Source organism: Janthinobacterium sp. BHSEK, from assembly GCF_056174685.1.
In genome coordinates this window covers 16,321-40,136 of the sequence record NZ_JBWBYV010000044.1, presented here as the reverse complement: position 1 = coordinate 40,136, position 23,816 = coordinate 16,321, and the positions used below count along the sequence as shown (strand labels likewise).

The following is a 23,816-nucleotide window of genomic DNA, read 5'->3' as shown; positions in this document are numbered from 1 at the left end:
GCCGGAAACGCAAAAAGCCCATCCGTGAGGATAGGCTTTTTAGTACTGCGCATTCGTGGTAGGCCGTGCGGGATTCGAACCTGCGACCAACGGATTAAAAGTCCGCTGCTCTACCAGCTGAGCTAACGACCCGAAAGAGGCCGCATTATATATCAGTTGAAAAAGAATGCAAAGCATTCCTGTGAGAAAGTGCTGGCCCGCTAATGCAGGGCTGCCGTGAGCTTCAGTACTTCGTCGATGCTGGTCGTGCCATCGATGATCTTGCGGGCGCCGGCGATGCGCAGCGGCGTCATGCCGTCGAGGATGCTCTGGCGGCGCAAGGCGTGCAGGTCGGCGCCCGCCTTGATGAGCTGGCCGAACGTTTCCGTCACGCCCAGCAGTTCATAAATGCCGGCGCGCCCCAGGTAGCCGCTGTGCCGGCACAGGGCGCAGCCGACGGGGTGGTACATGGCCTGCGGCCGTTCCAGCTGGCCGCCCGTCAGGCGCTGCCATGCGGCGGCATCCGGGGCGGCGCCCGGTTGTTTGCAGGCCGGACACAGGCAGCGCAGCAGGCGCTGCGCCAGCACGCCGATCAGGCAGGCTTCCAGCAGATAGGCGGGCAAGCCCAGTTCCAGCAGGCGCATGACGGCCGAGGGCGCGTCATTGGTGTGCAGGGTCGACAGCACCAGGTGGCCCGTCAGCGCCGCCTGGATGGCCATCTCGGCCGTGGCCAGGTCGCGGATCTCGCCGACCATGATGATGTCGGGATCTTGCCGCATCAGCGCCCGCACGCCATCGGCAAACGACAGTTCGATGCCGGCCTGGGTTTGCACCTGCATCTGGTTGAAGGCCGGCTCGACCATTTCGATGGGGTCTTCCACCGTGCACACATTGACTTCGCTGCCGGCCAGCGCCTTCAGGGTGCTGTACAGGGTGCTGGTCTTGCCCGAGCCCGTGGGGCCCGTGACCAGCACGATGCCGTGCGTGCGCGCCGTTAATTGGCGCCAGCGTTCGGCGTCCGCTGGCGGGAAGCCCAGCTCCGCCAGGCTCTTGACGGCCACTTCCGGGTCGAAGATGCGCATGACGAGCTTTTCGCCGAAGGCCGTGGGCAAGGTCGACAGGCGCAGCTCGACTTCCTGGCCCTGCGCATTGCGCGTCTTGATGCGGCCATCCTGCGGGCGGCGCTTTTCCACCACGTCCATGCGCCCTAGCAACTTGATGCGCGCCGTCATGGCCAGCAATACCACGGGCGGCAGCTGGTAGGCCTGGTGCAGGCGGCCGTCGATGCGCAGGCGCACGAGGCCCGCGTCGCGCTTCGGTTCCAGGTGGATGTCGGACGCGCGCTGGGCGAATGCGTATTGCCACAGCCAGTCGACGATGCGCACCACGTGCTGGTCGTTGGCGTCGAGGCTGGTCTTGTTGCGTCCCAGCTCCACCAGCTGCTCGAAATTGTGGCGCAGCGCCAGGTCTTGCGTGGATGCTTGCCGGGCCACCTTGACGGAAGTGGCCAGGCTGAAAAATTGCGCGATGGCGTCGGCGATGTGCAGCGGGTTGGCGATGACCAGACTCAGCTTGCGCGGCGCCAGGTTGCCCAGCTGCGCCTGCCAAGCGAGCGCATACGGCTGGGCCGTGGCGATGACGATGCGCTCCACGGTGCTTTCCACGGGCAGGATGTTGAAGCGGGCCGCATAGCCGGCCGTCATGACGTCGGCCACCTGGCTGAAATCGATGTGCAGGGGATCGATGCGCAGATACGGCAGGCTTGCGCGTTGCGCCAGCCAGGCGCACAGGGTGTCGAGCGTGAGTGCGCCGTGGGCGATGCCGCACAGCGGATGCAAGGCGGGCGCGGGCAGCAGGGCGGCCTGGGTGGCGATGGCGGCCGCTTGCGCCGCGTCGAGCAAGCCGTCTTCCTGCAGCCAGGCCAGCAGTTGCGGCAGTTGCAGCGGCGTGTCGGGAGAAGATGGCGGTGAAGCGGGCATGGCCGGCGCCTTTCATGGCTGCCGGCCTTGCCTGGGAATGCCGGCGCTTACAGGGTGCTGGCGATGCCTTTGACCCAGGTCTTGGCGGGCAGCTTGGTCTCGGCGACGATCTGCTTGGCCCGTTCCAGCAGGGCGGCTTGCGCGTCGGCATCGAGCGCCACTTTCGTCTTGAACGCGATAGCCACCACGTTCCCATCATGGACTTCCGGCAGGCAGATCACCTGCGCAAACGCAAACTTCATCGCCTTGATGTTCTTTGCGTAGCTGGGATGGTCGCCAAACAGGTTGACCGTCATGATGCCGTGCGGCGCCAGGCAGGCGCAGCAGGCGGCATAGAAATCGGCGCTGTCGAGCACGGGACCGCGCGCCGTGGCGTCGTACAGGTCCACCTGCAGGGCGTCCAGGGTGCCGTGGTTGGCTTCATCGTTGACGTAGTCGAGCGCGTCCATCTCGCGCACGTGCAGGCGCTCGTCGTTGGGAGGCAGCTTGAACATCGAGGCGCAGATGGTGATGACGGACGGGTTCAGTTCGATGGCCTCGACCTGTGCCTGCGGGAACTGGCGGCAGCAGAACTTGGTCAGCGCGGCCGTGCCCAGGCCCAGCTGGGCGAGGCGCTGCGGTTGCTCGATCCACAACATCCACGCCATCATCTGCTGCGCGTATTCGAGCTCCGGCCAGTCCGGCTTGCGGATGCGCATGGCGCCCTGCACCCATTCCGTGCCGAAATGCAGATAGCGCACGCCATCCATTTCCGACAGGGTGACAGGGGCGTAGCGGGGCTTGCGCGCAGGGCGCGAGGATTCGACTTGTTCGATGGATTTTCGTTTGATAAGCATAAGGCGGCCTGAAAGTGTGCCGCATTATAGCCCGTGCCGGAGCGCCATAAAAAATGCCGGCCCCATGAGAACGACATGGGGCCGGCATTTTCATACTGAGTAAGAACGCCTGACAGAAGCGTCGCGAGCGGAAGGCAAAGGTGGCCGAGAAGCGCAACCGTGTTTAGTACGGGGGCGCCGAGCCGGTGAGCATCGCAGGCCGCCTATGCCGACGCGCAGCAGCTTATGTCAAGCGTTACTGCTGTGCTGGTTCAATCGAGACGCGCAGACGGATGCGCTCGCCCGGATCGTAGGACATGATGCTCGTATAGTTACGGCCGCGGTAGTCGTAGGTGACCTGGTAGCCATTGTTGCGCGATTCCCAGTGGTCGACCTGGCGGCATTGCTTGACGGCTTGTTCCTGCATGCCGCCCTGGTAATTGTTCTGATTGTCGACACGGTCGCCGACGACCGCGCCGGCAATCGCGCCGGCGGCGGCGGCGGCCGTGCGGCCATTGCCGCCACCGACCTGGCTACCGAGCAAGGCGCCGGCGATACCGCCGACGATGGAGCCGCCAGCGCTGCGCTGTTGCGGCGGTGCCTGCACTTGCACGTATTCCGTACGGCATTCCTGGCGTGGACGGTTGATTTGTTCCACTTGCGGCACGACGCGCACGACCTTGCCGAAATCTTCAAAGTCGGCGGCCTGGGCGAGTGGCAATGCACCGATACAAAGGGCTGACATCATCAATTTGGCTTGCAAGTTCATTTGTAACCTCGTTATCTAGAGAATCTTTCAGGGTATTTTTTACAACTTGGGACTATAGTAATCCCGCCAGGCCCGGGCAAGTGTTTCGCATGGCAACAAAATGTAACAGCCCAAGCCCCTTGCCCCACAGTCTGTAACATGCACTTTCAATCGATACAAGATGTTGAAGTGACTTGAAACCAGCGGTTTGTAACAAATCTTGCGTTTGACATCATATTCGGGTTGATTCATGCAGGACAACACGTTACCCTAATACGCGTATGGCTTATATAAAATCGCACTGAATCGCATAAAAGTTGATACAGATCGAATCACCGCGTGCGCATTGACCCGCGTGCGGGGATGCAATAAGAAGAGCAGCTAGAAAAAATCCATACATAACAGGTCGATTTGAGGGAAAAATGAGTTTGTTACTAACCGTGCCGCCCAACCTTGTCCAGTCCATCCGTGCCTTTCGCGTGACCGAATTACAAGACGAGGCGATCCGTCTCGGGCAGCACTTTTTATATGCGCATTGCAACGCTGGACAGACCAAACAACAAGTCATCGGCATTATTGCGGAAGCCTTCCTGTTTCCGAAGAACCTGGCGAAGAATTTCGATGCCCTGCGCCTGTGCCTGACGGACACCATGTTCAAGGCGGGCACGCAGACGGGCTTCCTGGTGGTGCTCGAGCAATTGCCAAATACGCAAAAATTTGACAAGGAAGCGCGCGAGATCCTGCTCGACGTGTTCCGCGACGCGGCCGACTACTGGGCCGAGAAGAAAGTCCCGTTCCGCGTCTTCTATTCGTTCGAGTAAGCGCCTACTCACGTCGAGGCATCGTCAAGTCAGCCTTTTATGCCCTCGTCGGGCGGCGCAATCCGGCTGCGGCGGCGGCCCGGCAGGTATGTTGCGCCGCAACAATAATAGCGGCCTTTCTTGGTTCGCATCGCCATAGCGGGTACAATGCGCGCTATGAAAAATATCGTTATCCTCATTTCCGGACGCGGCAGCAACATGGAAGCGGTCGTGCGCGCGGCGCAAGCCGAGCAATGGCCAGCCCGTATTGCCGCCGTCATCAGTAACCGGGCCGATGCCCAGGGACTGGTTTTTGCCGCGCAACATGGGATAGCGACGGCAGTCGTTGCCAACAAGGATTATGCCAGCCGCGAACAGTTCGATGCGGCGCTGCAAGCCGTGATTGACGGCTTCGCCCCCGACCTGGTCGTGCTGGCCGGTTTCATGCGCATCCTGACGCCGCCCTTCGTCGAGCATTACGCGGGGCGCATGCTCAATATCCACCCGTCGCTGCTGCCGCTGTTCCCGGGCATGGCGACGCACCGCCAGGCGCTCGAGGCGGGCGTGACGGAACACGGCGCGACCGTGCATTTCGTGACTGCCGAGCTCGATCATGGCCCGGCCGTGGCGAGCGTAACAGTCCCCGTCTTGCCGGGCGACACAGAAGACAGCTTATCGGCGCGCGTGCTGGTACAGGAACATCTGCTTTACCCGCGCGCCATCCGCCTGTTCATTGACGATAAACTGTCAGTCGAGCATGGCCAGGTCCGCGTGGACCCTCAATAAAATATTACAGGAAGAATAACAATGAGATTGCCACCAGCGATACTTGCCAATGCTGAAGAAGTATTGCGCGAAATTTTACGTTTCACGGCCCCGGCCGACACCACCCTGTCGCGCTATTTCCGCGACCATCCGCGCCTCGGTTCGCGCGAACGCGGCGCCATCGCCGAAGGCATTTATGCCGTGCTGCGCAACAAATCGTTCTTCACGGACTTCGCCGAAGCGGGCAGCGGCCCGACCATGCGCCGTCTGACCATCCTCGGCCTGGCCGAAGCCGTCGGCGCCGACTCGCTGGGCGGCTTGACGGAAGAGGAAGTGGAATGGCTGGAACGCATCACGCAGATCGACCGCAGCCTGATGCCGGCGAACATGCGCGCCAATATGCCGACCTGGCTGTTCGACAAGCTGATCGCCCAGTTCGGCGAAGCGGAAACCATGAAGCTGGCCGATGCGCTGAACGCGCCGGCGCCGCTGGACTTGCGCGTCAACTCGCTCAAGGCCACGCGCGACGACGTCATGCTGGCCCTGGCCGAAGCGCCTATCCTCAGCACGCCGACGCCCTATGCGCCGCTGGGTTTGCGCGTCATCAAGAAGCCTTCGCTGCAAAACCTGCCTTTGTTCCAGAGCGGCGCCATCGAAGTGCAGGATGAGGGCAGCCAGATCCTGTCGCAGATCGTCGGCGCCAAGCGCGGCGAGATGGTGGTCGATTTCTGTGCCGGCGCGGGCGGCAAGACCCTCGCATTGGGTGCGCTGATGCGCAACACGGGCCGTCTGTACGCCTTCGACGTGTCGGAAAAGCGTCTGGCCAAGCTGAAACCCCGCATGGCCCGCAGCGGCCTGTCGAACGTGCATCCGGTGCAGATCGCGCATGAGCGCGATGCCAAGATCAAGCGCCTGGCCGGCAAGATCGACCGCGTGCTGGTCGATGCGCCATGCAGCGGCCTGGGCACCCTGCGCCGCAATCCGGACGTGAAATGGCGCCAGCAACCGAATTCCATCGTTGAGCTGCAAGCCAAGCAGGCGGCCATCCTGGCCGGCGCGGCGCGCCTGGTGAAGGGCGGCGGCCGCCTCGTGTACGCCACCTGCAGCTTCCTGAACGAAGAAAACGATCAGATCGCCGAACAGTTCCTGGCTGCCAACCCCGATTTCACGCTGGTGCCGATGAGCAAGGTGCTGGCCGAACAGAAGATCGAGTTGGAAATGGGCGACTACCTGAAACTGCTGCCGCACCTGCACCAGACCGACGGTTTCTTCGCCGCCGTGTTCGAGCGCAAGGTCATGCCGAAAAAAGTCTACGCCGATGAAAAACCGGCCGACGACGTTGACGCTGAACCAGCCGAGTAAGCCTGTCACGGGCCGCCGCTGCACCCTGCAGCGGCGGCCTTCAATGCCGCCAGCCCGCCTGGCGGCATGGGAGCACTCCCCATCCGTACCACCTTCGCCCCACCTTCCGGACCGCATCCGCCATGAATGAAACCCCGCTGCTCAACCTGATCACTGATTTTGTCGATGATTTCCGCCAACCGGCCATCCTGTGGCAGGCGCTGGTCATCGTCGCCTGCCTGGCGCTGAGCTGGCTGCTGGTGCGGCAGTTGCGCGTGTTCCTGCACAAACGGGCGGAAGCGGCGGCCACGCCCGCCACGCCGGAAACCCTGCAGCGCACGGACAGTTTCATCCGCATCCTGACGCCCGTGCTGGCGGCCATGCTGCTGGGCATTGCGCAGCATTTCCTGGCCAAGTTCCAGTCGGTGAACCTGCTCAGCATTGCCATCCCCCTGTGCACCTCGATGGCGCTGGTGCGCTTCGGTTTTTATGTGCTGCGCCGCATTTTTGCCCACCATGGCAACGTCAGCCCCACCATGTTGTTGCTGGAAAAAATCTTCACGGTGGTGGTGTGGGCCGGCATGGCCCTGTACATCACGGGCCTGTGGCCGGAACTGCATGCTTTCCTGGAAAGCATCGTCGTGCCGCTGGGGCGCAACAAGGTGTCCGTGGCTGCCATCTTGCAAGCCGCTATTTCCGTCGCCGTGCTGCTGGTGCTGGCCATGTGGGCCGGCACCTCGCTCGACGAGCGCCTGATGAAAATGCAGGGCTTGCACACCTCCCTGCGCGTGGTGCTGTCGCGCATGGGCCGCGCCGTGCTGATCCTTGTCTCCGTGCTGGTCAGCCTGTCGCTGGTGGGCATCGACTTGACGGTGCTGTCCGTGTTCGGCGGCGCCTTCGGCGTGGCGCTGGGCTTCGGCTTGCAAAAGATCGCCGCGAACTTTGTGTCCGGTTTCATCATCCTGCTCGACCGCAGCCTCACCATTGGCGACATGATCACGGTGGGTCAATTCACGGGCAAGGTCACGCAGATCAATACGCGCTATACTGTGTTATTGGGTGGCGATGGCGTGGAATCCATCGTGCCGAATGAAATGCTGATTTCCGGCGGCGTGCAGAACATGTCGCTGAGCAACCGCATGGTGTGGCTGTCGACGGCCGTGTCGGTGGGCTATGAAACGGATCTCGATGTCATCTTCCCCTTGCTGGAAGCGGCGACGGCCAAGGTGCCGCGTGTGTCGCAAAGCAATCCGCCCTCGGCGACGCTCGTGCGTTTCGGCGCCGACGGCCTTGATGTGCAGATCGGCTTCTGGATCGCGGATCCGGAAAACGGCACGGGCGGCGTGAAGTCGAATGTGAACCGCGCCATCTGGCGCACCTTGCAGGAACATAAGGTCACTGTACCGTTTCCGCAACGCGAATTGCGTATTGTTGGTACGCCTCCTGCCCCGCTCGCCAGCGCGGCAGACGGTGAGTCCCCGCCATCCGGCACCCAGCCTTAACCTCGCTGCCTGCCTCCGATTTTGCCTGATAGCACCCATTAGGGCGTACAATCACGCCTAAAATTAACTCTGCCGGACCTCCAGAGTCACTGGAGCGACCGTGCGCACGCCCTGTCCACTTGGAGTAGCAGTAATGACATTGAGTTCCGTTTTACACGACGTTTTGCAGTTCATGGCCACTGGCATTACCGATCTGTCCGCATGGCAAGTGTTCCTGTACACCATGGTGGTCACCCACATCACGATCGCCAGCGTCACAATCTACCTGCACCGCCACCAGGCCCACCGGGCGCTGGAATTGCACGCCATTCCCAGCCATTTCTTCCGTTTCTGGCTGTGGCTGACGACGGGCCAGGTCACCAAGGAATGGGCGGCCATCCACCGCAAGCACCATGCCAAGTGCGATACGGAAGAAGATCCGCATAGCCCCGTGACGCGCGGCATCAAGAAAGTGTTCTGGGAAGGCGCCGAGCTGTACCGCGCTGAATCGAAGAACATGGAAACCATGGCGAAATATGGCCACGGTACGCCGACGGACTGGATCGAGCGCAACCTGTACACCAAATACAGCTGGCTGGGCGTGGTGTCGCTGTTCGTCATCAATTTCGTGTTGTTCGGCGTGATCGGCATTTCCGTGTGGGCCGTGCAAATGATGTGGATCCCCATCACGGCGGCTGGCATCATCAACGGCATCGGCCACTACTGGGGCTACCGCAACTACGACTGCGCCGACGCGGCCACCAACATCATTCCCTTCGGCATCCTGATCGGTGGCGAAGAGTTGCATAACAACCACCATACGTATGCGACGTCGGCCAAGCTGTCGTCGAAATGGTATGAGATCGATATCGGCTGGGCGTATATCCGCGCGCTGGAAATGCTGGGCCTGGCCAAGGTCAAAAAACTGGCGCCGGCGCCGAAGTTCTCTCACGGTAAGCTGGAAGCGGACTTCGACACCTTGCAATCGGTCATCGCCAACCGCTACGACGTGATGGCCAAGTACGCGAAATCGATCAAGCATGCCTGGAAGGAAGAACTGGAACACCTGAAGCACAAGGCGGAGCTGGAAAAGCGTTTCCTGAAATCGTCGCGCAAGCTGATGCAGCGCGAACCGGGCAAACTGGCCGATGCGCACCATGAGCAGCTGTCGGAACTGTTCCAGCACAGCAAGGCACTGGAAACCATGCACCACATGCGCGTGGAACTGGGCGCCATCTGGGAGCGCTCGCACTTTACGCGGGAACAGTTGCTGCAGAAGCTGCAAGACTGGTGCACGCGCGCCGAAGCGTCGGGCATCAAGTCGCTGCAGGATTTCTCCTTGCGCCTGCGCAGCTATGCCTGAGTAAATTGTTGCGCCATATCTAGGCCCTGATTTCCAGGGCCTTTTTTCGTCCCGGCACAAGGGGCGGGGAGGCGGTGTAAAAATCAGGGCGAAAAAAAACCGCTCATCGGAGCGGCTCTTTTTACAGAACACAATATCAATTACTTGATCTTGGTTTCTTTGTACGTGACGTGCTTGCGTGCTTTAGGATCGAATTTCATGATCTCCATTTTCGCAGGCGTCGTACGCTTGTTTTTGGTAGTCGTGTAGAAGTGACCCGTACCGGCGGTCGATTCTAACTTGATTTTGTCGCGGCCTGATTTTGCCATGATAGCTCCCTTATTCTGCTAATTAGACTTTTTCGCCACGAGCGCGCATATCGACCAATACGGCGTCGATGCCGACTTTATCGATGACGCGCAGACCGGCGTTGGACAAACGCAGGGAGACCCAGCGGTTTTCAGATTCAACAAAAATACGACGATTCTGCAAGTTAGGCAAAAAACGACGTTTGGTTTTGTTGTTTGCATGGGAAACATTGTTGCCGACCATCGGCTTCTTCCCAGTGACTTGGCAAACACGTGCCATGGCGCACTCCTTAAAGATATTCCAAATTGGAAAAACGAGAGTATATCCAAAATAAGCAGATTTATCAATGACTTGCGAAAAACAATTGTGTCATGTTGTATTGGATTTATTTAACAATCTGACTTTTACCCTTCTCCCTAGGGGAAAGCACTGGTAAACAGCGCTGTTTACTGTTAGATAAGCGTCCCGCTGCTGTCACGTATGTCCTTGTTTACACATGGTTAACTGCGGCCAGGGCGGTATTGGCCTAGATCTGGCCGTGTTCCGCGAACGAATGCACGTGCCGTCCGGCCACGACGAAATGGTCGAGGATGCGCACGTCCACCAGCGACAGGGCCTGCACCAGCGCGCGCGTCAGCAATAGATCCGATTCGCTCGGTTCCGGCGTGCCGGACGGGTGATTGTGGGCCAGCATGACGCTGGCCGCGTTGTGCAGCAGCGCCTGTTTCACCACTTCGCGCGGATACACGCTGGTGTGGGTGAGGGTGCCGCGAAACATTTCCTGGGTCGCGATCAGGCGGTTCTTGACGTCCAAAAACAACACGTGGAATGCTTCATGCGCCAGGTGGCCCAGGGTCAGGCGCAGATAATCTTTGACGGCCTGCGGCGAATTGAGGGCTTGCCCGGCCTGCAAGTCCTCGATGATGGCGCGCCGCGCCAGCTCCAGCACGGCTTGCAGCTGGGCGAACTTGGCGCTGCCCATGCCGTGCACGGCGGAAAAACTCACGAGGCTGGCGCCAAACAGGCCCCGCAAGGAGCCGAAGTGCTCGACCGTGTCGCGCGCCAGCTCCACGGCGCTCTTGCCGCGCACGCCCGTGCGCAGGAACACAGCCAGCAATTCCGCGTCCGACAGCGACTGCGCGCCATCCTCGATCAGGCGTTCGCGCGGCCGTTCGCCGGCCGGCCAATCCTTGATGCCCATGCTGCCTCCCCGTCGCGCCCAGCTCGTCGTGGCGCCTGCCGACGATTGTCGCGCCTTCCCCGGGCGGCCATGCTGCGCTAGCTCGTCTTCCTGTCAGATCATGGTAAAAAAACAAAAGCCAAGATGCCCGGCCCGGCCATTTTCAAGCGCTATCATTTGCCTGCCGTTGCATTCCATGCAAGTTGCAGCGGCGGGGAGTCAGGGCCCTGAACTCGATGTCTTCCACTTGTTTGACAGGAGTAGTCATGCCGTACATCAAAGTTATCAATGGAGTCATGCAAGAGTTCAACGCCGCCGGCGTCAATACGGGCAAGGTCAGCGGCATCGGCCTCAATTCGCACGCGTATCTGGAACACCGTAACTGGAGTGACACCGCACCGCTCGTTCCGGACCCGATGTATCCCGATTACAGCACCGATTTGCCGTATCTTGCCGCCAATGGCTTCAAGTACATCCAGGTGATGCTGGCGCCTTTCAATGGCAAGGCTGGCACTTGGAACTGGGGCTATGTTGTGGGCGAGCCAAAGTTCGCAACCGACAATACGCTAACCGCGCTCAATATCAAGCCCGGATACTGGGCTGCGGTACAGACGCTGCTCGATTGCGCGCTGGCCAATGGCATCGGCATCATCGCCTGCCCATTCTGGAATCCCTACGCCGTGCCGCAGTTGGTGGGGGAAGCGGGCCCTGAGGGCGCTACCAAAGACGAGCAGGCCGCAGCCGCGCGGCTCGCACTGATCAATCCACAGTCGAAAACACGCCGCTACATGCGTGCCTTTGCCCAGGCTTTTGCGCAACGCTACAGCAACCACGCCGGCATCGCCGCCTGGATGGCTGCGCAGGAACTGATGGCCGTGACCGAGATTGACCTGAATGTCACCCGCGAAATCATCCAGGAGACGGCGCAATTGCTGCGCGACAACGATGCCCTGGCCCGCATGATTTCGTCCGGCAATGCGGGCATTGCCCATACTTCGCCCCGTCAAGGCTCCTTGCAGCAATACGTCTCGGAAACCCTGCCATTCCTGAATCCGGATCCGGTCGACTGTCTTTGCGAAAACCTGTTCCCGGGTAACGAATATGTCAGCAGCGGCCTGACTGCCGGCGCGGATTTGCCATCCGATTTCGTTTCGTCTTCGCTCGCTTATCTGCAAGTGATGCAGCGCGCGGCCAAGAACTTGGGCAAACCGTATTACCTTGGCAGCTTTTGCCTGTCGAAAAAGCAAGAGCTGGCGTTGCAAGATTCCGAGCGGCAAGACAACTTGCACGCGTTGCTGAGCGCCATACGCCGTACGGGCGTGCAACTGGCGTGCTATTGGGACTGGAATGGGGGCAAGCCGATGGAAGACGAAGGTCTGAACCTGGTGGAGACACCGGCCTACAGCAACGGACGCAAGGCGGTCTGGGACGCCTTGCGGGGCGAAGACGCCATGCGGCCGGCGCCGCCCACGCCCTGCTTCGGCGTGACGAAGACCTTGCAGTTCCAGCCTGGCCTGTTGCTCACCGTGCCGTCGTCCTTGCGCTACGAGAGTGCGGATTTCTCGCTGTCGTATTGCATCCGGCAGCAGGCTTTAACCTCGACCAAGGATATCGACCATGCTTTCATCAAGCGTCAATCGAATAGCAAAGGCTGGGCGCTGCTGCAAAAGTTTATTACTACGCAGAACTATCTGAGCACCTACCTCCAGTTATGGGGGGGAAATGCCGTGAGCTCGAACAACAATGGCCACGGTGTGGAAGTGGATATCGCCAACCGCTGGCTGCGCTGCACTTACACCGTCAAGCATGATGGCTCGATCAGCCTGTACGTCGACGATTTTCTCATGTACCAAGGGAATAAGATGTCGCAGCCATTCGTGAACGCCACGGGTACACCCCTGGTGATCGGCCGTAACGTGCATGCGCTGGAGCAGGGCGCGCCCGCCTGGCAGTTGTCGGACGTCATCCTGTACGACCGCGTGCTGACGCCGAAGGAAGTGTATGACTATGGCCAATATGGCATCGTGAACCGGCCCGTGGGACGCTGGAAGCTCGATGGCAACCTGGAAGACAGTTCGGGCTTCGGCAATCATGCCAGCACGCCTGGCGGGTTGACCTACGTCAACGTCTGATTCGCTGATCAGACGTCGGATGCGTTGCGCGGCCATGTTTTTTGACAAAAGCATGGCCGCGCCGAGATGGCATGGGGCGCGCTGGCTCAGTGTGGCTTACAATATCGTTTTGCACCAGTTACTTGAAAACTACTATGTCCAACGAGCAACCAGCAGTCGTCACCGAAGCGGCTTACCTCACCCTGCATTATCGTCTTGCCACTGTTGACGGTACTGATATTGTCACGACCTTCAGCGGCAATCCTGCGACCTTGATGCTGGGACAGGGCCAGCTGGCGCCGTTCCTCGAGCAGCGCTTGCTGGGCTTGCCTGAAGGCACGCACCAGACGTTCGAGCTGGCGGCCGGCGAAGGCTTCGGCGAGCGCAATCCCGAGCTGGTGCAATCCGTCTCGCGCGCGACCCTGGACGAAAACTCCGTGCCCGGTGCCGACTACAAGATCGGCGACCTGGTCGACTTCGCCGCGCCGGGCGGCGGCCGCTTTGCCGGCGTGCTGCGCGAAATGCGCGAGGACTCCGCCCTGTTCGACTTCAATCATCCGCTGGCGGGCCAGCCGCTGCGTTTTGAAGTCAAGCTCATTTCGGTCCTGTAAGGAATAGCGATGGATAAAGAACTGTTACTGGCCCAGCCCCGCGGTTTCTGCGCTGGCGTCGACCGGGCGATCGAAATCGTCGAACGCGCCTTGCAGCAATTTGGCGCACCGATCTACGTGCGCCATGAAATCGTCCACAACGCCTATGTGGTGGCCGATCTGCGCAACAAGGGCGCCATCTTCATCGACGACCTCGATGACGTGCCTGCTGGCAATACGCTCGTGTTTTCCGCCCATGGCGTGTCGAAAGCCGTGCGCGCCGAGGCGGAATCGCGCGGCCTGAGCATTTTTGACGCGACTTGCCCGCTGGTCACCAAGGTGCACATGGAAGTGGGCAAGATGCGCCGTGAAGGCCGCGAGATCATCATGATCGGCCACGACGGCCATCCCGAGGTGGAAGGCACGATGGGCCAGGCCGATATGGGCATGCATCTGGTGGAAACGCTCGAAGATGTGGCGAAATTGCAGGTCGCCAATCCGGATCGCCTGGCCTATGTTTCGCAAACAACGTTGTCAGTTGACGACACCAGCGACATTATTGCGGCCTTGAAAGCGAAATATCCGAATATCGCCGAGCCGAAAAAAGGCGACATCTGCTACGCCACCACCAACCGCCAGGAAGCCGTGAAATTCATGGCGCCGCAAGTGGAAGTGGTGATCGTCGTGGGCAGCCCGAACAGCTCGAATTCGAACCGCCTGCGCGAAGTGGCCGAGAAGATGGGCACGCCTGCCTACATGGTCGACAATGCCTCGCAGATCGACCCCGCCTGGCTGGAAGGCAAGCTGCGCGTGGGTGTGACGGCTGGCGCCTCGGCGCCCGAGGTGCTGGTGCAAGCCGTCATCGACCGCCTGAAAGCGTGCGGCGTGAAGAGCGTGCGGCCCCTCGACGGCGTGCAGGAAGCCGTCACCTTCCCGATGCCGAAAGGCCTCGATGGCATCAAGCGCGACGTCGCCTGAGCCTGCGGGACGATTGAGTATCGATGAGGAGTTACCTCAAAACCGAATTTAATTCGGAAATGATCGATTTATTCCAAGCTTAGTTTTTGCAAAAGATCGTTATGATTGCCTCAAGCTTGAATATGTTGTCGTTATGACTAAGCAAGGTCACGCCCATTTTGAGTGCGTGCACCATGCTGGTGAGAACGGTCCAGGGATGGCACTGCAGGAATTCTTCCTCCGGTGCCGTTTTTGTATCAGCGACATATTCCGGTGGAAGTTGTTCCCGAAAAATGCATATTTGATAGGGCAATCATGGATACATTCATCCAGCAGATCATCAACGGCTTGGTGTTGGGCAGCATGTATGCCTTAGTCGCCCTCGGTTACACCATGGTGTACGGCGTGCTGAACCTGATCAACTTCGCCCACGGCGACGTACTCATGATCGGCGCCATGGTGGGCTTGAGCATTCTCAAGCTGCTGGGCATTTATGTGCCGGACTGGCCCGGCTATCTGAAACTGGCCACCGCCATCCTCGGCGCCATTCCCATCTGTATTCTGGTCAACATCATCATCGAGCGGGTCGCCTACCGCCGCCTGCGCAACGCTCCCCGCCTCGCCCCCCTGATTACCGCCATCGGCGTCTCCATCCTCTTGCAAACCTTCGCCATGATGATCTGGACGCGCAATCCCTTGCCCTTCCCGCAATTGCTGTCGACCGACCCCATCAACATAGGCGGCGCCGTGATTTCGCAGACGCAAGTGCTGTTGCTGGCCCTGGCCGCCTTGTCGATGGGCGGATTGGTGTTGTTGGTGGAAAAAACGCGCATGGGCCGCGCCATGCGCGCCACGGCGGAAAACCCCCGCGTGGCGGGCCTCATGGGCGTCGATTCCGACAAGGTCATCGTTGCCACCTTTGCCATCGGCGCCGCGCTGGCGGCCGTGGCGGGCGTGATGTGGGGCGCCAACTATGCCTCGATTCAATTTTCCATGGGCGCCATCCCCGGCCTGAAGGCCTTTTGCGCGGCCGTGTTGGGCGGCATCGGCAATATCTACGGCGCCATGCTGGGCGGTATCTTGCTGGGCATTATCGAGAGCCTGGGCGCCGGCTATATCGGCGACATCACGGGCGGCTTCCTGGGCAGTCACTACCAGGATATCTTTGCCTTCGTCGTGCTGATCATCGTGCTGACCCTGCGCCCGTCCGGCATCATGGGCGAACGCGTGGCCGACCGTGCCTGATGTGACACTGGGAGATTAAATCATGGCACTACTCGATTTCGACGCTAAGAAAAATCCGACCAAAGCCTACGCCGGCATGCTGGGCCTGGCCGCGCTGCTGATGGTGTTCCCGTTTTTTGCCGCCCAGTTCGGCAACTCGTGGGTGCGCATCATCGACATGGCCTTGCTGTACATCATGCTGGCCCTGGGCCTGAACATCGTCGTCGGCTTCGCCGGCCTGCTCGATCTGGGCTACATCGCCTTCTACGCCGTGGGCGCCTACCTGACGGCCTTGCTGGCCTCGCCCCAGTTCGCCATCCTGCTCGAATCGGTGGTGAACCAGTATCCCGTGCTGGGCGAAACGCTGGTGCAGCTGATGGGGCCGGAAATCCGCGAGAACGGCATCCATTTGTCGATCTGGCTCATCGTGCCCCTGGCCGCCGCGGTGGCGGGCCTGTTCGGCGCCCTGCTGGGCGCGCCGACGCTCAAGTTGCGCGGCGACTATCTGGCCATCGTGACCCTGGGCTTTGGCGAGATCATCCGCATCTTCATGAACAATTTGAACGACCCGATCAATTTCACGAACGGGCCGCAAGGCATCAATCTGATCGACCCGATCCGCATCTTCGGCGTCAACCTGGCGGGCGAGGCGGGCAGCAACAGCACGGTGACGGTGGCCGGTTTTTCCATGCCGTCCGTGAACGCTTATTACTTCTTGTTCCTCTTCCTGTGCATCGCTGTCGTGTTCGTCACCAAGCGCCTCCAGCATTCGCGCCTGGGCCGCGCCTGGGTCGCCATCCGCGAAGACGAGATCGCCGCCAAGGCCATGGGCATCAATACGCGCAACGTGAAATTGCTGGCCTTTTCCATGGGCGCCTCGTTCGGCGGCGTGGCCGGCGCCATGTTTGCCTCGTTCCAGGGCTTTGTCTCGCCGGAATCGTTTTCCTTGACGGAATCGATCGCCGTGCTGGCCATGGTGGTGCTGGGCGGCATCGGCCACATCCCCGGCGTCATCCTGGGCGGCGTGATCCTGGCATCCATTCCCGAAGTGCTGCGCCACGTGGTGGAACCGGCCCAGCAGGCGCTGTTCGGCCACGTGGTGATCGAGGCGGAAGTGCTGCGCCAGCTGCTGTACGGGCTGGCCATGGTCTTGATCATGCTCAACCGTCCCGCCGGCCTGTGGCCCTCGCCGAAGCACGAAGACCGGCCCGACCACGACGTCGACCAGCCGAATAAATCCACCGGCGTCGTGTCCGCTTAAGGGAGGGAACGCACCATGAGCGAACAGATCATTCTCAACATCGCCGGCGTGAACAAGCGTTTCGGCGGCTTGCAGGCGTTGACGGACGTGGGCATTACCATCCGGCAAGGCCAGATCTACGGCTTGATCGGCCCGAACGGCGCCGGCAAGACCACCTTCTTCAACGTGATCACGGGCCTGTACCAGCCCGACACGGGCACTTTCGAGCTGGCCGGCAAGCCGTATTCGCCGTCCGCGCCGCACAAGGTGGCCAAGGCGGGCATTGCGCGGACCTTCCAGAACATCCGCCTGTTTGGCGACATGACGGCGCTGGAAAACGTCATGGTGGGACGCCACGTGCGCTCGCACCAGGGCGTGTTCGGCGCCATCTTCCGCCACAAGGCGGCGCGCGAGGAAGAGGCGTCCATCCGCCGGCGGGCGATGGAATTGCTCGACTTCGTCGGCATCGCCCAGTTCGCCAGCCGCACGGCGCGCTTCTTGTCGTATGGCGACCAGCGGCGCCTGGAAATCGCCCGCGCGCTAGCCACCGATCCGCAACTGCTGGCCCTGGATGAGCCGGCGGCCGGCATGAATGCGACGGAAAAGCTGGCCTTGCGCGAATTGCTGGTGAAAATCAAGGCCGAAGGCAAGACCGTGCTGTTGATCGAGCACGACGTGAAACTGATGATGGGACTGTGCGACCGCATCACGGTGCTCGAGTATGGCAAGCGCATCGCCGAAGGCTTGCCGGCCGAAATACAACAAAACCCGGCCGTCATCGAGGCTTATCTGGGGGGATCGCACGCATGAGCAATATATTGAAGGTGGCGGGCCTGCACGTGGCCTACGGCGGCATCAAGGCGGTGAAAGGCATCGACCTGGAAGTCAACCAGGGCGAGCTGATCGCCCTGATCGGCGCGAACGGCGCCGGCAAGACCACGACCCTGAAAGCCATCACGGGCACCTTGCCTGCATGCAAAGTCGAAGGCACGATCAGTTACCTGGGCGAATCGCTCAAGGGGAGCAAGTCGTTTCACCTGGTGGAGCGGAAGCTGGCCATGGTGCCGGAAGGGCGGGGCGTGTTTACGCGCATGTCGATCCGTGAAAACCTCATGATGGGCGCCTACACGCGCACGGACAAGGCCGGTGTCGAGGATGACATTGCCAAGTGGTTCGACGTCTTTCCCCGCCTGAAGGAGCGGGCGGTGCAGATGGCCGGCACCCTGTCGGGCGGCGAGCAGCAGATGCTGGCCATGGCGCGCGCCCTGATGAGCCATCCGAAGCTGCTGCTGCTCGACGAGCCGTCGATGGGCTTGTCGCCCATCATGGTCGAGAAAATCTTCGAGGTGATCCGCAAGGTGTCGTCCGAAGGCATCACGATCTTGCTGGTCGAACAGAATGCCCGTTTGGCCCTGCAGGCGGCGCACCGCGGCTATGTGATGGATTCCGGCCTGGTCACCATGGGCGGCAACGCGGCGGCCATGCTCGACGACCCGCGCGTGAAGGCGGCGTATCTGGGGGAGTAAGGGCGGGAAAGTAAAAGCGCATAAAAAATGCCCCAGCTGGGCTGGGGCATAATGGCATCCGTCGGGGAAGTGCGGGATGGATGCCTGGAGGAGCTGGTAACAACGGACCGCCGTGGCGGTCGCGCAGGAATTACTTGGCGGCAGCGCGCGGCACGACTTTTTCAGCCGCTTGCGTGAACTGGTTCACGGCCGAGGTCAGGTTCGCTTCGATGGCTTCGACGGCTTGCTTGCTGGTTTTCGAGAACTGCTCGTAGCCTGCATTGGCGTTGCCGATGGCGCTTTTCAGGATGGCGACGGCGTTTTCCGAACCGGCTGGCGCGTTCTTGGTGACTTCTTCCACCAGGGACAGGACTTTGCGGTTGGTTTCAGCGATCTGCGATTCAGCTGCTTTGCTGAACTCGGCTTGGGTGCCCGACGTGATGGCAGCCAGGTGACGGCCGTAAGCGATGGCTTTTTCGGCGCTAGGTTGCGCTTGAGCAGCGCTCAGCGAGAAGAATTCTTGTGGATCTTTTGCCGACAGCAATTGCTTGGCGGCGGCGGTCGATTCTTCCAGCGTTGCCTTGGCGGCGGTCAGGTTCAGTTCGACGATCTTTTCGATGCCTTCGAAGGCTTTGCCCGTCAGCGACGAGAACAGGGCGAATTGGGCTTCCAGGTTGGCTTTGGTAGCGGACGAAAATTGCTCAGGAATTGAAAACATATAAATCTCCAAAAAATCGAAATCTGGTTAATTTGATGCTGCGTGTACCGTTTGGGAAAGCAGGTGAATCTAAATTTTTCAAGCTGAACAAGAATTGTGCAACGCAACAAACCCTATTCTACGGCGAAAAAAAACGAAGTCAAGCGATTCTTGTGCGATGCAACAATTGAATAGATTTGCATCAAAAGCCGTTGTTTCTAAAGAGAAATATTTGATTTCTAGGTGTCAATGGTTTGAACCTAAACTAGCGTTTCCAGGGGGGGCGGGGACGATCGCGGCGCAGCATGCTAGACTTTGCCTCCCGCACTGGCGCAGCGCCCCGGTGCCGATCCCGTTTCCCGAGTTGATACCATGTCCAATCTTCCCGCCGCGGCTGGCGCCAGCGGCAAAGCCACTTTCCTGACCACTGCGACACCGATGGCCTTGCCCGCCTTCTTCGTGTTGTTATGGAGCACAGGTTTTATCGTCGCCAAGTTCGGCCTGCCGTACGCGCCGCCGCTGACCTTTTTGCTGCTGCGCTTCCTGGGCGTGCTGGTGATCCTGCTGCCCCTGGTGCTGCTGTTGCGCGCGCCATGGCCCGTGGGGCAGTTCCGCCAGATTGCCGTGGCCGGTATCCTGATGCAGGCCGGCTACCTGGCCGGCGTCTGGTGCGCCATCAAGCTGGGCATGCCGGCCGGTCTGTCGGCCCTGATCGTCGGCATGCAGCCCGTGCTGACGGCCTGCGCCGCCCCCCTGATCGGCGAATCCGTGCGTCCGCGCCAGTGGCTGGGCCTGTTCTTCGGCTTGCTGGGCGTGGCCCTCGTCGTGTATGCGAAGATCAACCTCGTGGGCCTGACGGTGGAAAGCGTGCTGCTGTGCGTATTTGCCCTGCTGTCGATGACGGCCGGCACCATGTACCAAAAACGCCACTGTCCCCAGTTCGACTTGCGCACCGGCACGGTGGTGCAGTTTGCCGCTTCCATCATCGTGGTGTTGCCATTCGCCTTGTATTACGAAGGCTTGGACCTGCATTTCAGCAACGTGCAATGGACGGCGAATTTCATCGGCGCCTTGCTGTGGTCGGTACTCGTGCTGTCCATCGGCGCCATCTTCCTGCTGTTCGCCCTGATCCGCCGCAGCGACGCGACGAAAGTGACGGGCTTGCTGTACCTGACGCCGCCCACGACGGCCGTGATGGCCTGGCTGATGTTTGGCGAAGCGTTTAATATGCTGGGCATCGCCGGCATGCTGGTGGCCGTGGTCGGCGTGGTATTCGTCGTCAAGAAATAGCAGGGAGCAGGGCAGTGAGCAAGCAAGCATTGGAAACACCGTCGGCGCAGCAAGCCGTGGACGCCGTCATCCTGTCGCGCCGTTCGATCCGCGCCTTTTTACCCACGCCGGTGGCGCAGGACGATATCGCGCGCATCCTGGAAGTGGCGGCGCGCGCGCCGTCGGGCGCCAACATGCAGCCGTGGAAAGTGTATGTGCTGTCGGGCGAGGCGCGCCAGCGCCTGTCGCGCCGCATCCTGGCCGCCTATGATGCGCCGAAGGCGCCCGATGCGCCCGCGCGCACGGCGTCGTATACCTATTACCCGCGCCAGTGGACGGCGCCGTTCATCGAACGCCGCCGCAAGATCGGCCTGGACCTGTATCAGCTGCTGGGTTTGGAGCGGGGCGACACGGCCGGCATGGCGGCCCAGCATGGACGCAACTTCCAGTTCTTCGATGCGCCCGTGGGCCTGATCTTTACCATCGAGCGGGTGCTGGAACAGGGTTCCTGGCTCGATTACGGCATGTTCTTGCAAAATATCATGCTGGCGGCGCGCGCGCGGGGCCTCGATACCTGCCCGCAAGCGGCCTTCATCCACTACCATGACATCATCCGCGACGAGCTGGACATACCGGCCAGCGAAATGCTGGTGTGCGGCATGGCCCTCGGCTATGCCGACCCGGACAAGATCGAGAACCGCCTGAGCACGGAACGCGAGCCGCTGGCCGGCTTTGTTAAATTCATGGACAAATAGACATTACCAGCGATGGGCACCGGCAAACAGCCGCTTAAGGATGAGCTTGTTTGCGGATCGCTAACGTTTTGTATTTCATTGCTGCAATAAATACTGTCCCAACTGTTAAATGGGCTTGCGATTACTCTGCATTTCGCTACACTGCAATAAGGCAACAGCTTCACGGGGAATTATCGAATGGCTAAGTTTAAACTGGCGCTGGGTGTCCTGGCTTCCCTGCTGTTTGCACTGGCGCCGGCTGCGGCCGTGCACGCCAGGGATGCGAACGGCAAATCCTCAGCCGCGAAGAAACACAACACCAAGAAAGTCAAGGTCGTGCTGCGCAAGGGCGCGACGGCCGCGCCGCGCGAAAAGAGCGTGCGCCGGGTCGTCATGGTGCGCGGCAAACGCAAGGTCATCTATCAAAAAGTCAGCAGCGTGGCCGTGCCCATGGCCGCACCGATGCCCACCATGGGCGACCTGGCCGGCCTGAACCTGACGCGCGATCCGCTCGACCTCAAGTCCAGCGTGGCGCTGGTGCTGGACCAGGCCAATTCGGAAGTGCTGTTTGAAAAGAATTCCAATGTCGCCCTGCCCATCGCCTCCATCACCAAGATGATGACGGGCCTGGTCGTGGTCGAAGCGCGCCAGGACATGGATGAAGTGCTGACGATTACGGACGAGGACGTCGACCGCGCCAAGTTCAGCAGCTCACGCCTGAAAGTGGGTTCGCAATTGACGCGCGCAAATATGCTGCACATCGCCCTGATGAGCTCGGAAAACCGCGCCGCCTCGGCGCTGGGCCGCAATTATCCGGGCGGCTTGCCGGCGTTTGTCGACGCCATGAACAGCAAGGCGCGCCAGCTGGGCATGATGGATACGCATTACGTCGATTCCAGCGGCTTGTCGAAAATGAATGTGGCCAGCGCGCGCGACCTGGGCAAGCTGGCCATGGCCGCCTTCCGCCATCCGCTGCTGCGCGAATACTCGACGGACCCGAAAGCCATCGTCGAAGCCAGCGGCCAACCCATGCAATTTGGCAATACGAATCACCTGGTGGCCAATCCGGGCTGGGAAATCGGCTTGCAAAAGACGGGCTTCATCAATGAGGCGGGACGTTGTCTGATGATGCAGGCCGTCATCGAAGGACGGGCCGTGATCATGGTCTTCCTCGATTCCAAGGGGAAACAGTCGCGTACGGCCGATGCGGGGCGCATGCGCAAGTGGCTGGAAGCTTTAAAACCTGCCAACATGAGCTTGCCCGGCGGCTAAAAATGTCCATGGCGGCGTTGCACTAACTCGCCGTACTCGTCGTACTGTCTTCGTTAGTGCGCCTTGCCCTGAACATTTTTATGCGGAAGTCAGTCTTGCGGGATATAACCTAATGTGACAGAAATCTGGTTCGCCGTTTCCACCAGGTCCACCAGCCACTCATCCTGCAGGCGGTCGGCGGGGGCGGAAATGGACAGGCCGGCGATCAGCTTGCCCGAGTCGTCGCGGATGCCGGCGGCCATGCAACGCACGCCCAGTTCCAGCTCTTCATTGTCGCGCGCATAGCCGCGCTCGCGCACCAGGCTCAGCTCGCGCTCGAGCTTTTGCAGATCCGTGATGGAATTCTTGTTGTGCCCGGCCAAGCCCGTGCGCGTGGCATACGCGCGGATGGCTTTCGGTTCGTCGACGGAGAGGAACAGCTTGCCCGTCGAGGTCAGGTGCAGCGGGCCGCGGCCGCCGATGGCGCGCACCACCTGCATGCCTGAGCGCTCGGAAAAGGCGCGGTCGATGTAGACGATTTCGTCGCCCTGGCGCACGGACAGGTTGATGGTCTGCTGGGTTTTCTTGTGCAGCTGGCGCATGAAATCGAGCGCCGCTTCGCGCACGCTGAGGCGGCTTTTCACCACATTGCCCAGTTCCAGCAGGCGCATGCCCAGGCGGTAGGTGCCCGGTTCGATGCGGTCGACGAAGCGCGTCAGCACCATGTCGTTGAGGATGCGGTGCGCCGTCGAGGGATGCAGGCCGGATACTTTCGACAATTCCTTCAGGCTGACCGGGTCGGAATATTTGGCCAGGGCATCGAGCAGGGCGACCATGCGTTCGATCACCTGGATCGTCGTCTTCGGGGCTGCGACCGGTTCAATTTTCATGATGGATTTGGTGCAATGCAGTATTCATGCATCTTTATACCATGATGTGAAAAAATAGTGAAATGTTCCGAGATATTCAGCGAATAAATTGTCACAATTCTCATGTTGGCCGTCATAATTGGCGGCTGGATGGACTTTGAATCATGGAAAACTATGCAACCTGTAAATGAATTCAAGAGCAAAAGCGGCTTGAAACGGATTTTTTCCGCCTTTTTCTATTCGCTCGACGGCTTGAAAGCGGCCTGGCGCCACGAACACGCGTTCCGCCAGGAACTCGGTTTATTCGTCGTCGGCACCGTGATCGCTTTGCTGTTGCGCATTTCCGCCTTTGAAAAACTGGTGCTGATCGGCGTGCTGCTGCTGGTGCTGATCGTCGAACTGATCAATTCGGCAATCGAAGCCGTGGTCGACCGCATTTCGCTCGAGCGCCATCCGCTGTCGAAAAACGCCAAGGACTTCGGCAGCGCCGCCGTGCTGCTCACGTGTATCCTGGCTTTCGCCACGTGGTCTGTGGTGCTGTTCAACCGTTTTTATTAAGCACTAAATCCCCGTTGCGCGGCCTCGATATGCGAAAATCGCATATCGAACGGCGAAACGCTTCGTTCTCTT

The 23,816-nt window shown here is 60.4% G+C and carries 24 protein-coding genes and 1 tRNA gene; 16 read left to right on the top strand and 9 right to left on the bottom strand.

Features of this window, described 5'->3' with window-relative positions:
* Window positions 1-56 precede the first annotated feature (56 nt).
* The 4 genes from AC0V2Y_RS15925 to AC0V2Y_RS15910 form a co-directional block, all read right to left on the bottom strand.
* Window positions 57-132: transfer RNA gene (locus AC0V2Y_RS15925), tRNA-Lys, on the bottom strand.
* A gap of 68 nt (window positions 133-200) precedes the next feature.
* The gene (locus tag AC0V2Y_RS15920) at window positions 201-1,958 is read right to left on the bottom strand and encodes a GspE/PulE family protein (protein ID WP_475414729.1); all 1,758 of its coding nucleotides are present in this window, start codon (window positions 1,956-1,958) and stop codon (window positions 201-203) included.
* A gap of 47 nt (window positions 1,959-2,005) precedes the next feature.
* Window positions 2,006-2,794 carry a class I SAM-dependent methyltransferase gene (locus tag AC0V2Y_RS15915; RefSeq protein ID WP_475414728.1) on the bottom strand — a complete coding sequence of 263 codons (789 nt, stop codon included), beginning with the start codon at window positions 2,792-2,794 and terminating at the stop codon, window positions 2,006-2,008.
* 235 nt (window positions 2,795-3,029) lie between these two features.
* Entirely contained in the window at window positions 3,030-3,542 is a 513-nt protein-coding gene (locus AC0V2Y_RS15910; protein WP_034785134.1) for a glycine zipper 2TM domain-containing protein, read from the bottom strand.
* A gap of 401 nt (window positions 3,543-3,943) precedes the next feature.
* Between AC0V2Y_RS15910 and AC0V2Y_RS15905 the strand changes: the two genes are divergently transcribed.
* From AC0V2Y_RS15905 to AC0V2Y_RS15885, 5 genes are all read left to right on the top strand, one after another.
* Entirely contained in the window at window positions 3,944-4,342 is a 399-nt protein-coding gene (locus AC0V2Y_RS15905; RefSeq protein WP_034747450.1) for a barstar family protein, read from the top strand.
* A gap of 156 nt (window positions 4,343-4,498) precedes the next feature.
* The gene (purN, locus tag AC0V2Y_RS15900; RefSeq protein WP_475414727.1) at window positions 4,499-5,107 is read left to right on the top strand and encodes a phosphoribosylglycinamide formyltransferase; all 609 of its coding nucleotides are present in this window, start codon (window positions 4,499-4,501) and stop codon (window positions 5,105-5,107) included.
* A gap of 21 nt (window positions 5,108-5,128) precedes the next feature.
* The gene (locus AC0V2Y_RS15895) at window positions 5,129-6,448 is read left to right on the top strand and encodes an RsmB/NOP family class I SAM-dependent RNA methyltransferase (protein ID WP_475414726.1); all 1,320 of its coding nucleotides are present in this window, start codon (window positions 5,129-5,131) and stop codon (window positions 6,446-6,448) included.
* 122 nt (window positions 6,449-6,570) lie between these two features.
* Window positions 6,571-7,929: a mechanosensitive ion channel family protein gene (locus AC0V2Y_RS15890; protein ID WP_475414725.1), complete on the top strand. Its 1,359-nt coding sequence runs from the start codon at window positions 6,571-6,573 to the stop codon at window positions 7,927-7,929.
* Window positions 7,930-8,062: 133 nt separating this feature from the next.
* The gene (locus tag AC0V2Y_RS15885) at window positions 8,063-9,271 is read left to right on the top strand and encodes a DesA family fatty acid desaturase (protein ID WP_475418350.1); all 1,209 of its coding nucleotides are present in this window, start codon (window positions 8,063-8,065) and stop codon (window positions 9,269-9,271) included.
* 140 nt (window positions 9,272-9,411) lie between these two features.
* Here the strand turns inward: AC0V2Y_RS15885 and rpmG are convergent, their stop codons facing one another.
* The 3 genes from rpmG to radC all read right to left on the bottom strand — a co-directional run bounded on the left by rpmG (window position 9,412) and on the right by radC (window position 10,760).
* Entirely contained in the window at window positions 9,412-9,579 is a 168-nt protein-coding gene (gene rpmG, locus AC0V2Y_RS15880; protein WP_010400929.1) for a 50S ribosomal protein L33, read from the bottom strand.
* Window positions 9,580-9,601: 22 nt separating this feature from the next.
* Window positions 9,602-9,838 carry a 50S ribosomal protein L28 gene (gene rpmB, locus AC0V2Y_RS15875; protein ID WP_010400928.1) on the bottom strand — a complete coding sequence of 79 codons (237 nt, stop codon included), beginning with the start codon at window positions 9,836-9,838 and terminating at the stop codon, window positions 9,602-9,604.
* Between the two features lie 247 nt (window positions 9,839-10,085).
* Window positions 10,086-10,760: a RadC family protein gene (gene radC / locus AC0V2Y_RS15870; protein ID WP_475414723.1), complete on the bottom strand. Its 675-nt coding sequence runs from the start codon at window positions 10,758-10,760 to the stop codon at window positions 10,086-10,088.
* Window positions 10,761-11,005: 245 nt separating this feature from the next.
* Between radC and AC0V2Y_RS15865 the strand changes: the two genes are divergently transcribed.
* The 7 genes from AC0V2Y_RS15865 to AC0V2Y_RS15835 all read left to right on the top strand — a co-directional run bounded on the left by AC0V2Y_RS15865 (window position 11,006) and on the right by AC0V2Y_RS15835 (window position 18,387).
* Complete coding sequence (locus tag AC0V2Y_RS15865; protein ID WP_475414722.1) at window positions 11,006-12,871, top strand: LamG-like jellyroll fold domain-containing protein; 1,866 nt, start codon at window positions 11,006-11,008, stop codon at window positions 12,869-12,871.
* A gap of 134 nt (window positions 12,872-13,005) precedes the next feature.
* Window positions 13,006-13,461: an FKBP-type peptidyl-prolyl cis-trans isomerase gene (locus AC0V2Y_RS15860; RefSeq protein WP_070224501.1), complete on the top strand. Its 456-nt coding sequence runs from the start codon at window positions 13,006-13,008 to the stop codon at window positions 13,459-13,461.
* Window positions 13,462-13,470: 9 nt separating this feature from the next.
* Window positions 13,471-14,418 carry a 4-hydroxy-3-methylbut-2-enyl diphosphate reductase gene (ispH, locus tag AC0V2Y_RS15855; protein WP_475414721.1) on the top strand — a complete coding sequence of 316 codons (948 nt, stop codon included), beginning with the start codon at window positions 13,471-13,473 and terminating at the stop codon, window positions 14,416-14,418.
* Window positions 14,419-14,712: 294 nt separating this feature from the next.
* Window positions 14,713-15,642 carry a branched-chain amino acid ABC transporter permease gene (locus AC0V2Y_RS15850; protein WP_215406552.1) on the top strand — a complete coding sequence of 310 codons (930 nt, stop codon included), beginning with the start codon at window positions 14,713-14,715 and terminating at the stop codon, window positions 15,640-15,642.
* Between the two features lie 22 nt (window positions 15,643-15,664).
* Complete coding sequence (locus AC0V2Y_RS15845) at window positions 15,665-16,882, top strand: ABC transporter permease subunit (protein WP_475414720.1); 1,218 nt, start codon at window positions 15,665-15,667, stop codon at window positions 16,880-16,882.
* A gap of 15 nt (window positions 16,883-16,897) precedes the next feature.
* The gene (locus AC0V2Y_RS15840) at window positions 16,898-17,671 is read left to right on the top strand and encodes an ABC transporter ATP-binding protein (protein WP_475414719.1); all 774 of its coding nucleotides are present in this window, start codon (window positions 16,898-16,900) and stop codon (window positions 17,669-17,671) included.
* Window positions 17,668-18,387, top strand: a complete 720-nt coding sequence (locus AC0V2Y_RS15835; RefSeq protein WP_475414718.1) for an ABC transporter ATP-binding protein — start codon at window positions 17,668-17,670, stop codon at window positions 18,385-18,387. Before AC0V2Y_RS15840 ends, AC0V2Y_RS15835 begins: the two co-directional genes overlap by 4 nt.
* Before the next feature lie 130 nt (window positions 18,388-18,517).
* Here the strand turns inward: AC0V2Y_RS15835 and AC0V2Y_RS15830 are convergent, their stop codons facing one another.
* Complete coding sequence (locus AC0V2Y_RS15830) at window positions 18,518-19,084, bottom strand: phasin family protein (protein ID WP_034747490.1); 567 nt, start codon at window positions 19,082-19,084, stop codon at window positions 18,518-18,520.
* 351 nt (window positions 19,085-19,435) lie between these two features.
* Here AC0V2Y_RS15830 and AC0V2Y_RS15825 point away from each other — a divergent pair, with 351 nt between their 5' ends.
* The 3 genes from AC0V2Y_RS15825 to pbpG all read left to right on the top strand — a co-directional run bounded on the left by AC0V2Y_RS15825 (window position 19,436) and on the right by pbpG (window position 22,338).
* Entirely contained in the window at window positions 19,436-20,353 is a 918-nt protein-coding gene (locus AC0V2Y_RS15825) for a DMT family transporter (RefSeq protein ID WP_475414717.1), read from the top strand.
* Between the two features lie 14 nt (window positions 20,354-20,367).
* Complete coding sequence (locus tag AC0V2Y_RS15820; protein WP_475414716.1) at window positions 20,368-21,087, top strand: nitroreductase; 720 nt, start codon at window positions 20,368-20,370, stop codon at window positions 21,085-21,087.
* Between the two features lie 177 nt (window positions 21,088-21,264).
* A complete protein-coding gene (gene pbpG / locus AC0V2Y_RS15815; protein ID WP_475414715.1) occupies window positions 21,265-22,338 on the top strand; it encodes a D-alanyl-D-alanine endopeptidase in 1,074 nt (357 codons plus the stop codon).
* Window positions 22,339-22,427: 89 nt separating this feature from the next.
* Here the strand turns inward: pbpG and AC0V2Y_RS15810 are convergent, their stop codons facing one another.
* Entirely contained in the window at window positions 22,428-23,207 is a 780-nt protein-coding gene (locus AC0V2Y_RS15810; protein ID WP_034785179.1) for an IclR family transcriptional regulator, read from the bottom strand.
* A gap of 153 nt (window positions 23,208-23,360) precedes the next feature.
* Here AC0V2Y_RS15810 and AC0V2Y_RS15805 point away from each other — a divergent pair, with 153 nt between their 5' ends.
* Window positions 23,361-23,744 (top strand): diacylglycerol kinase, encoded by a 384-nt coding sequence (locus AC0V2Y_RS15805; RefSeq protein WP_070224509.1) that lies wholly within the window; start codon window positions 23,361-23,363, stop codon window positions 23,742-23,744.
* Window positions 23,745-23,816: the final 72 nt, after the last annotated feature.